The organism is Mycobacterium sp. ABE4_509, from assembly GCF_056160785.1.
Genome location: NZ_JBSWXU010000177.1, coordinates 1 through 10,078 on the forward strand (window position 1 = coordinate 1; position 10,078 = coordinate 10,078).

The window sequence follows — 10,078 nt, forward strand, 5'->3', positions numbered from 1 at the left end:
GAACAGCGCCGCGGGCACGCACACCGCCAGCGCGATGGTCCAGCCCAGCAGCCGCTCGGAGATCGGGCCGGGCGGCGTGCACGCCGGCAGCACGAACGTCAGCAGCGTGGCGCGCTGCCCGGCCGCGATCGTCTCGCTGAGCACCCCGGAAAACGTGACCACCACACCGAGCACGAACATCGCCAGCACAGCCGGCAGCGGGTGCGGGGACACCAGGGTCCCCAGCGTGATCAGGACGAACCCGTTGAGCGCCAGACCCGCGTAGGCCAGCGCCCGGTTGTTGGCGTTACCCGGAAAGTCGGTGAACACCAGCAGCGCGACCGAACCGAAGATGGTGAACAGCGGGGTCTGCGAGTTGCCGGCGACCAGGAAGCCCACCGCCCCGGCCAGCGGCACCACCACACAGGCCCGCACCGCACGCCGCAACGCGTCCCCTTCGGGGTCGCGCTGCTGGATGCGTCTGGACACGCGGGCCCGCAGCGCGGCGGGGCGCATGGACTCGATCACGGTCACGGCATCAGCAACGCCTCGCCGGCACCGCAACCCCGACGACGTGCCGCGCGCGGCGGCGGTCGGTGACACAACCGTCACAGTTTGCTGGAGCCGGGCCGCGGCTGCCGCCGGCGGCGGTGGGGTCAGTCATCGCCGGGCGCTTCGGGCACCGCGGCGAACGTTCCGGAGTCCAGGGCGTACAACAGCTGATCGAGGATCCAGCCCAGTCCGCTGGTGTCACCCGGAATCAGGGTCTGCTCGTAGCCGACGAGCAGGTAGAGCGCACACGAGGCGAACAGTTCGGCCTGCCGCGGTTGATCGAGGATCTGCATCGCGCTGCTGTACAGCGCCTCGAAACGTTGCCGGTCGACGGCGGCCTGCACCGAGCGCACCTCGGGGTCGATCGCGCTCCACACCCGGATGGCGGCCTCGGCCCCGTGCGGGAGCAGCAGTCCGGCGTGGAACAGGCTGTCGATGCGCCGCCGCGGATCCGGTTCGGCCTGCACCGTCTCGACGGTCTTCACGGTCATCCCCTCCTGCCAGTGCGCCACCAGCTGCCGGGTGTACACCGACCAGCTGGCGAAGTAGTGATAGAAGGATCCGGTGGTGACCCCGAGGCGCTGGCAGACCTCGGCGAGCTTGAGTCCGCCGTAGCCGAGGTCGGACAGCACTTGCAGCCCGGTATCGAAGAAAGAATCTCGCGACGCGACGGCCCCCATCCTGAGCACGATAGTTCGACCCGGGACGGCAGCGCGCCCTGCGCGAACGACAATTTCTTTTCGGCGCCGGCAATCGAATCGGCGAGAGTTTGCTCGGATGTCACGGCGGGGTGGCCGATGGGCACCGATCGGTCAGACGCCAGGTGACGTGTGGCACAATTCGAACGTGCCGCACACGGCTAGTCGAGGTCCAGGACGTCCTCCCGCAGCGAAGGCAGCTGAGACGCGGGAGCGCATCGTACGTGCCGCTCGCGAGGTTTTCAGCGAACTCGGCTACGACGCCGCGACGTTCCAGGCGATCGCGATCCGGGCCGATCTCACCCGGCCCGCGATCAACCACTACTTCGCCAGCAAGCGCATCCTGTGGGCCGAGGTGGTCCGGCAAACCGATGTCGCCGTGGTCAGCTCCGGCATCGCGCGGGCACACGAGCAGACGACCCTGCTCAACCGGCTCTCGGCGTTCCTGTCCGCCGCCACCCAGGCCGATGTCGAGGACCGGGCCGCGGCGGCCTTCCTGGTGACCTCGGTTCTGGAGACCCAGCGGCACCCCGAGCTGGCCAGCGACGAGCACGACCCGCTGAAGAACTCGCGGGCGTTCGTCGACTGGGCGGTCAACGATGCGATCGCCCGCGGCGAGCTGAGCACCGACACCGACGTTCAACACCTGGTGGAGATGCTGGTCGCCATCGTATGGGGGATGGGCTTCTACGCCGGATTCGTCGGGGACCGCTCCGAGCTAGGCACCGTCGTGCACAAGCTCGAGCTGCTGCTGGCCAACAAGCTCTGGAATCTCAGCGAGTAAGCCCCGACCCCGATCCGGTGCTGTGGTGTCCGGCACAGCGAGCCGGAACCCGACGTTCTATTAGATAGACTCGCGAAGTAAATCTCACCGAGACGGAGCTGTCATGAGTTCACTGCGCACCGACAACGACACCTGGGACATCGCCTCCAGCGTCGGCTCGACCGCCGTCATGGTCGCCGCCGCCCGCGCAGCCGAGACCGAACGCCCCGACGCGCTGATCAGCGACCCCTACGCCAAGATCCTGATCGCCGACGCCGGCACCGGGGCCTGGCAGTACATGCTCGACGACACCTTCATTGCCAAGGTCTCCGAAGCCGACCCCGAGATCGCCCCGCTGTTCGAACACATGGGCAACTACCAGGCGGTGCGCACCCACTTCTTCGACGACTTCTTCACCCGCGCCGCCGAGGCCGGCATCCGCCAGGTGGTCATCCTGGCCTCCGGCCTCGATTCGCGGGCCTTCCGGCTGCCCTGGCCCGCCGGGACCACCGTGTTCGAACTCGACCAGCCCAAAGTGCTCGAATACAAGGCCGCCACGCTGGCCGCCCACGACGCCCGGCCCACCGCCGACCGCCGCGAGGTGGCGATCGACCTGCGCCAGGACTGGCCGGCGGCCCTGACCGCGGCCGGTTTCGACGCGACCCGGCCGACCGCCTGGCTGGCCGAGGGGCTGCTGATGTACCTGCCCGCCGACGCCCAGGACCGACTGTTCACCCAGATCACCGAGCTCAGCGCGCCGGGCAGCCGGGTCGCCGCCGAAGCCATGGGCTCGCACGCGCCCGACCGGCGCGAACGGATGCGCGAACGGTTCGCGTCGATCACCGCGCAACTCGGCATCGAGGAGCCGGTCGACATCACCGAACTCACCTACGACGATCCGGACCGCGCCGACGTGGCGCAGTGGCTCAACGCGCACGGCTGGCAGGCACAGCCGCTGGCGTCGAAGGACGAGATGCGCCGGCTCGGCCGCCTCATCGAGATCGCCGACGCCGACGACGAGTCCTTCTCCACCTTCATCACCGGTGAGCGGGTCTGACCGCCGCCCCGCGCAAAATTATCCCCGTCGGGAGGCCATTGCGGCCCGAACGGGCGCTGTTCACCAACCGGGTGGTTGGTTAGGATTCGGGTAATCCACAGGTCAGGAGGACCCGATCATGACCACCGAATCCGTCGCCCCCGTCGAAGTCGGCGCCACCACCGTCGACATCCCGGCCACCGTGCGTCGCCTCCGTGAGACGTTCGCCACCGGACGAACCCGCAGCGTGGAATGGCGCAAAGCCCAGCTGAACGCCCTCGAACGGCTGATGACCGAGAACGAGGCCGCCGTCGCGGCTGCGCTCGAACAGGACCTCGGGCGATCACCGTTCGAGGCGTGGCTGGCCGACGTCGCCAGCACCGCCGGTGAGGCCGCCTACTCCGCCAAGAACGTGGGCAAGTGGACCAAGCGTCGCCACCGGCTGCTCGAGATGTCCCAGTTGCCGGGCCGCGGCTGGGTGGAGTACGAGCCGTACGGCACCGTGCTGATCATCGGCGCCTGGAACTTCCCGTTCGCCCTGACACTGGGTCCGGCCGTCGGCGCCATCGCCGCCGGCAACACCGTGGTGCTCAAACCCTCCGAGGTGGCCCCGGCGTCGTCGGCGCTGATGGCCGAACTGATCCCGCGCTACCTGGACAACGACGCGATCGCCGTCATCGAGGGCGACGGTGCGGTCAGCCAGGAACTGATCGCGCAGGGCTTCGACCACCTGCTGTTCACCGGCGGCACCGAAGTCGGCCGCAAGGTCTACGAGGCGGCCGCCCCGCACCTGACCCCCGTCACCCTGGAGCTGGGCGGCAAGAGCCCGGTCATCGTCTCCGCCGACGCCGACATCGACGTCGCGGCCAAGCGCATCGCCTGGACCAAGCTGATCAACTCCGGTCAGATCTGCATCGCGCCGGACTACGTGCTGGTCGAGGCGCCGGTCCGGGACAAACTCGTCGACCGGCTCCGCGCCGCGGTCGAGGAGTTCGAGGCCGGCAACGACAGCGGCAAGAAGATCGTCAACGAGCGCCACTTCAACCGGCTGACCACCGCACTGGCCGCCACCAAGGGACATGTCGCCGTCGGCGGCGGCTCCGACGCGTCGGCCTGCAAGATCCAGCCGACCGTCGTGGTCGACCCCGACCCGGCCGAGCCCCTGATGACCGACGAGATCTTCGGACCGATCCTGCCCGTCGTCACGGTCGGATCCCTCGACGACGCAATCGCTTTCGTCAACGCCCGGCCCAAGCCGCTGGCGGCCTACCTGTTCACCAAGGCCAAGGCGGTGCGCGAGCGCGTGATCAGGGAAGTGCCCGCCGGCGGCATGCTGATCAACCACCTGGTGTTCCACTTCGCGACCCACAAACTGCCGTTCGGCGGCGTCGGCCCGTCCGGTCTGGGCGCCTACCACGGCAAGTTCGGGTTCGAGGAGTTCAGCCACCACAAGTCGGTGATGACCAAGCCGACCCGACCCGACCTCGCCTCGATGATCTACCCCCCGTATACAGATAAGGCGTGGAAGCTGGCGCGCAAGCTGTTCTAGCGGGCCGGCACGGACCCTTTCAGAGAGGAAGATTCAGTGCCAGGAGTGCAGGATCGTGTCGTCGTCGTCACGGGTGCAGGAGGCGGTCTCGGGCGTGAATACGCGCTGACCTTGGCCCGCGAAGGCGCCAGCGTCGTGGTCAACGACCTCGGCGGCGCCCGGGACGGTACCGGAGCCGGTCACAACATGGCCGACGAGGTGGTCAAGGAGATCACCGGCGCCGGCGGCCGCGCGGTGGCCAACTACGACTCGGTTGCCGAGCCGGAGGGGGCGGCCAACATCATCAAGACCGCCGTCGACGAGTTCGGCAAGGTCGACGGTGTGGTCAGCAACGCCGGCATCCTGCGCGACGGCACCTTCCACAAGATGGAATTCGCCAACTGGGACGCCGTGCTCAAGGTGCACCTGTACGGCGGATACAACGTCATCCGCGCCGCGTGGCCGCACTTCCGCGAGAACGGTTTCGGCCGCGTCGTGGTCGCGACGTCCACCAGCGGACTGTTCGGCAACTTCGGCCAGGCCAACTACGGTGCCGCCAAGCTGGGTCTGGTGGGCCTGATCAACACCTTGGCCCAGGAAGGCGCCAAGTACGACATCAAGGCCAACGCCGTCGCCCCGATCGCGGCCACCCGGATGACCCAGGACATCCTGCCGCCCGAGGTGTTCGAGAAGCTGACCCCCGAGTACGTCGCACCGGTGGTGGCCTACCTGTGCACCGAGGAGGTGCCCGAGACCGCGTCGGTGTTCATCGTCGGCGGCGGCAAGGTGCAACGGGCCGCACTGTTCCAGAACAGCGGCGTGACCTTCACCGAGGTGCCCTCGGTCGACGACATCGCCGGCCGGTGGGACGAGATCGCCGACCTGTCGGCCGCCGAACGGGCCACCTTCAGCCTGGGCTGACGCTTTCATGAAAGCGCTTGTCGCGCAAGAACTCACCGGACCGTCCGGGCTGGCCTACACCGACGTCGACGACGTCACCGATGCCACAAAGGTCATCGTCGACGTCGGGGCGGCCGGTGTCTGCTTCCCGGATCTGCTGCTGCTGCGCGGCGAGTACCAGATGCGTCTCGAACCGCCGTTCGTCCCGGGCATGGAGGTAGCCGGCGTCGTGCGCTCGGCACCCGAAGGGTCGGGGTTCACTGCCGGGCAACGGGTCTCGGCGTTCACCATGCTGGGCGGCTACGCCGAACAGGTGGCGGTGGCACCCGACGGCGTGGTGCCGACCCCGGCGGACGTCGACGACGCGTCGGCGGCCTCGCTGCTGGGCAACTACTACACGATGCAGTTCGCGCTGCAGCGCCGCGGCGCGTTGCGCGCCGGTGAGACGGTGCTGGTGCTCGGATCCGGTGGCGGCGTGGGCACCGCCGCGGTGCAGATCGCGAAGGCGATGGGCGCCAAGGTCATCGCGATGGTGCACCGAACGTCCGCCGCCGAGTTCGTCGAGTCCCTCGGCGCCGACGTGGTGCTGCCACTGACCGACGGCTGGCGCGACACGGTCCTGCAACACACCGGCGGGCGCGGCGTCGACATGGTGGTCGACCCCATCGGCGGGCCGGCGTTCGACGGCGCGATCCGGGTGCTGGCCACCGAGGGCCGGCTGCTGGTCATCGGGTTCGCCGCCGGCGGCATCCCCACCGTCAAGGTCAACAGGTTGCTGTTGCGCAACGTCGGCGTCATCGGCGTCGGCTGGGGTGAGTTCGTCAACCGCACCCCGGGCGCACAGGCCGAGGTGGGCGCCGCCCTGGGCGCACTCGTCGACGCCGGGCTGCGGCCCCCGCCGCCGGTGCGCTTCCCGCTGGCCGACGGCATCGAGGCGCTGCAACTACTCGCCGACGGCGGGGTGCACGGCAAACTCGTGCTGGAGCCCTAGCCCATCGATCTCGCCGCGGCTGGGTACGGACCTGTCGCGCGTAGCGTGGAACACGTGACCGAGACATCGCCGACGCTGCCCACCGCGCTGGCCGCGGCCCAGCAGCTACTCATCGACCCGCCGGCCGACCCCGACGTCAGCAAGGGCTACCTCGACCTGCTGACCGGGCCCGCGAGCGACCACGCCGCCACCGAGACGAACACCGGTGCCATCCAGGCGCTCTGGGCGTCATCGATCGGCTCGATGCTCTACGACAACGCCCAGGCCCTCGCCCGCCGTGTGATGACTGCGTTGCAGGAGCCGACGGAATGGCTCGACATACCGGCAGGAGGCGTTGCGCTCGACGTCGGCTGCGGCCCCGGCAACGTCACCGCCGCCCTGGGCCGCGCGGTCGGCGCCGACGGGTTGGCGATCGGCATCGACATCTCCGAACCGATGCTGGCGCGCGCGGTCAGCGCCGAGGCCGGACCCAACGTCGGGTTCATCGGGGCCGACGCGCAACGCCTGCCACTGCGGGACGAGACCGTCGACGCCGTCACCTCCCTGCTGTTGCTGCAGCTGATCCCGCACCCACCGACCGCGGTGGCCGAGATGGTGCGGGTGCTGCGCCCCGGAGCGCGGATCGCCGTCCTGGTACCCACCGTCGGGCCGGCGGCGCGTCTGCTCGGCATGCTTCCCAACGGCGGGGCCTACCTGTTCGGCGAAGACGAGCTGGCCGACACCTTCGAAGAGCTGGGCTTGGTGAGCGTGCGCGCCAAGAGCATGGGCACCGCGCAGTGGGTGCGCGGCAGAAAGGCCTGAATGAGCGTCGGCGGTCTGGTCCTCGTCGCGCTGGCGATCGCCGTCGGCCTGGTCGGCATCATCGTGCCGATCCTGCCCGGCGGGTTCCTGGTGATCGCGGCCATCGGGGTGTGGGCGTTCGTCGAGGGCGGCGCGGTGGCATGGGTGAGCTTCGCGGTCGCCGCCGCGGTGTTCCTGGCCGCCGAAGTGGTCAAGTACGCCTGGCCCGCCCGGAAGATGCGCCAGGCGCAGGTCCGCACCTCGGTGCTCGTGGTCGGCGCCATCGCCGGCATCGTCGGCTTCTTCGTCATCCCGGTCATCGGGCTGCTGATCGGTTTTGTGGCCGGGGTTTTCGCCGCCGAGGTGGTCCTGCGGCCCGACCTCGCCCGGGCCTGGGCCTCGACGGTGCACGCCCTCAAAGGCGTGGCGCTCTCGGTCGGTGTCGAGTTCGCCGGCGCGCTGCTGGCCACGGTGGCGTGGGTGGTCGGGGTCGTGCTCGTGTCATAGCGGGTTCGCGAGTTCTGCACGACGGCTGAGACTATGCGCCGGGCGCAGCCCTGCTGCAGAACTCGCCGAAGGCTAGCCGCGCCAGCGAAGCTCGATGCGGTAGACGACCAGCCCCGCCTCGTGACTATTGGGGCGCGGCCTCTTGACCGCATGTCACCGCGCCGCGGAGTCAGCGTTGATCAAAGCCGAATTCCTGACGGAATCGACGGTGTCCGGTTTTCGACCGAGTTGACGTTTTCCGCGTCCTTTGGTTCTCGGTGGGATGACCCGATTCCCGTTTGCTGGTTCAAGCGTCGTTGCGTTGGTTGACCGTCACCCTGATCCGGGAACGGCATAACCCGTACCGGCTTGTCTTGGGGCGTTTGCCATCCGCGGCCAAACATCGCCACGAAACACGTACCGTCACCTGTGAGCAATGCGCGTTCCCGATCCTTGATCAAGATCAGAATGTTGTAAGAGCGGTTCTGCAAATACGCGGACAGACCCGTGTAGTTTGCGGTCGCACCGAAACGCAGGTTGTAAACGAGTAGTTACACGGCCGTGAATACTGCGGAAGAACCTGTCCGCTCGGATCGATTGCGGGCTAACGTAATTGACGCTGGAAGTAGCTGCAGCGCTACCGAGTGGGCGCTGAAACATGCTGCTCCGGAAACACTCTGCTCAAGAGCTCGTCTTCTAGGGGTCGGTCATGGCTGGAGCATTTTTCGGGGCGGGCGGCAGACATCGAGCCGGGCGCCGTAAGCCACTTCAACCCGGCCCGGAGCATGCCGGACACCGTCATTCTCTGACGGGTTCGACGTTTCTAGCTACTACGCCGGCTCGCAATGCTCGTAGTGCCCGTTATGTGGGGCGGGTGGGGGCGCTGGCGGTGGCGCTGGGCGTGGGCGCTGCGTGGGTCACCGGCCCGGGCCTGGCTGTGGCGGTGGGCGATCCAGAGTCCGCCAGCACCGCGGGCGGCACCGGATCGGCTGAGCCGAGCCAGGGTTCGGACACGGCACCGGCCGCAACCGGCACCGACTCGGGCAGCAGTGCCGACCCCGATGCTGATACCGAGGATTCGGCCCAGACCGCCGAGTCTGAGGACACCGTCGACACCGCCGACCTCGAGGAGGCTGCCGACGCTGCCGACCTCGACGAGGCTGCCGACGCTGCCGACCTCGACGAGGCTGCCGACCTTGAGGAGGCTGTTGATGCAGGCGAGGACGCCGGCGGTGCCGTAGCTCCCGACGACACCGAGGCCGTTGACCCCGCTGAGGCCAGCGGCGCCGAGGGCCCCGCAGAGGTGATCGACGGCGGCGCTCAGGCTGGCGGAGTCGCCGAGGAGGTGGCCGATTCTGAGCAGGATCAGCCCGCCGGGCCGACCGAAGGTAGCGCGCAGAGCGGGCTCGGTGACGACGGTGCCACCAGCCCGGACGCCACCATGGTCGCCGCCACTACCAAGTCCACCGGCGTGGGCGGCGATCTGGCCGAGATTGGGGACGACGGTTCGGGGGTACCCCAGCTCGCACACGAAGAAGTTGCGGGCGGACCGCTGCGGGTAAGTGCACCACCGACGTCCACCACGGCGACGCAGGCGTTCGACAACGGCCCCGAGGCGTCAGGTCTCGAGGTCATGTCGACCGCAACCACACCCACCGCGGCCGCGTCGGGCCCGTTGACCGCGGTCATCGGGGGTTTGATGTCCTGGATCGGGCTGGCCCCGGCGATAGCGGGGGGCACCGCAGTGCCGGCCCAACCGGCCACCGCGCCGACCCTGTGGGCAGCGCTGGCGCTGATCAGCCGCGAGATCGAACGCCGATTCTTCAACTCGTCACCGACTTTCGGCGCCCCTCCGTCCTCCGTCCAAGCCGCTGACGGCACCATCACCGGCACAGTGACTGCCACCGACCGCAACGACGACCCGCTGGTCTTCGCCGCCGGCACCCCGGCCAATGGCGGCGCGGTCAGCATCGATGCCACGACGGGCGTGTTCACCTACACTCCCAGCGCGCAGCTGGCCGCCGCCGGGGGCACCGACACCTTCACCGTCACCGTCACCGAAGACACCGACTACTGGCACCTGCACAACCTGCGGGATGGGCTCCGCGCGCTGTTCGCCGGGACCTCGGTGCACACCGCCACCACCACCGTCACCGTCACCGTCACGCCGGTTAACCAAACCCCGGTTGCCGTCGATGATGGCTACACCGTCGCCGAGGACACCGCACTAGTCGTTGCGGTTGCCGATGGGGTACTGGCTAATGACATCGACCCCGACGGTGACGAGCTGACTGTCACATTGGAAACCGACCCGGTCAACGGCACCGTCGCTCTGCTCGACGATGGTTCGTTCACCTACACCCCC

Annotated in this window: 9 protein-coding genes and 1 pseudogene; 8 read left to right on the forward strand and 2 right to left on the reverse strand. The window is 68.8% G+C overall.

The genetic code is table 11. The annotated features are described in order from the left end of the window. Together ACXAID_RS24910 and ACXAID_RS24915 are read right to left on the reverse strand one after the other, a co-directional pair. Nucleotides 1-495: pseudogene (locus ACXAID_RS24910) on the reverse strand (FUSC family protein); the annotation flags it as partial. Nucleotides 496-635: 140 nt separating this feature from the next. Then, nucleotides 636-1,211, reverse strand: a complete 576-nt coding sequence (locus ACXAID_RS24915; RefSeq protein ID WP_475024860.1) for a TetR/AcrR family transcriptional regulator — start codon at nt 1,209-1,211, stop codon at nt 636-638. 166 nt (nt 1,212-1,377) lie between these two features. Here ACXAID_RS24915 and ACXAID_RS24920 point away from each other — a divergent pair, with 166 nt between their 5' ends. The 8 genes from ACXAID_RS24920 to ACXAID_RS24955 all read left to right on the forward strand — a co-directional run. Then, a complete protein-coding gene (locus tag ACXAID_RS24920) occupies nt 1,378-2,013 on the forward strand; it encodes a TetR/AcrR family transcriptional regulator (RefSeq protein ID WP_475024861.1) in 636 nt (211 codons plus the stop codon). A gap of 103 nt (nt 2,014-2,116) precedes the next feature. Continuing rightward, entirely contained in the window at nt 2,117-3,049 is a 933-nt protein-coding gene (locus ACXAID_RS24925) for a class I SAM-dependent methyltransferase (protein ID WP_475024862.1), read from the forward strand. A gap of 118 nt (nt 3,050-3,167) precedes the next feature. Next, nucleotides 3,168-4,577, forward strand: a complete 1,410-nt coding sequence (locus ACXAID_RS24930; RefSeq protein ID WP_475024863.1) for an aldehyde dehydrogenase family protein — start codon at nt 3,168-3,170, stop codon at nt 4,575-4,577. A gap of 36 nt (nt 4,578-4,613) precedes the next feature. Continuing rightward, the gene (locus ACXAID_RS24935) at nt 4,614-5,477 is read left to right on the forward strand and encodes an SDR family NAD(P)-dependent oxidoreductase (RefSeq protein WP_475024864.1); all 864 of its coding nucleotides are present in this window, start codon (nt 4,614-4,616) and stop codon (nt 5,475-5,477) included. A gap of 7 nt (nt 5,478-5,484) precedes the next feature. Continuing rightward, nucleotides 5,485-6,447, forward strand: a complete 963-nt coding sequence (locus tag ACXAID_RS24940; RefSeq protein ID WP_475024865.1) for an NADPH:quinone oxidoreductase family protein — start codon at nt 5,485-5,487, stop codon at nt 6,445-6,447. A gap of 54 nt (nt 6,448-6,501) precedes the next feature. After that, complete coding sequence (locus ACXAID_RS24945; RefSeq protein WP_475024866.1) at nt 6,502-7,248, forward strand: methyltransferase domain-containing protein; 747 nt, start codon at nt 6,502-6,504, stop codon at nt 7,246-7,248. Continuing rightward, on the forward strand, nt 7,249-7,734 hold the full coding sequence (locus tag ACXAID_RS24950) for a DUF456 domain-containing protein (RefSeq protein ID WP_475024867.1): 486 nt from the start codon (nt 7,249-7,251) through the stop codon (nt 7,732-7,734). Nucleotides 7,735-8,578: 844 nt separating this feature from the next. Next, on the forward strand, nt 8,579-10,078 hold a 1,500-nt coding region (locus ACXAID_RS24955), incomplete at its 3' end, for an Ig-like domain-containing protein (RefSeq protein ID WP_475024868.1).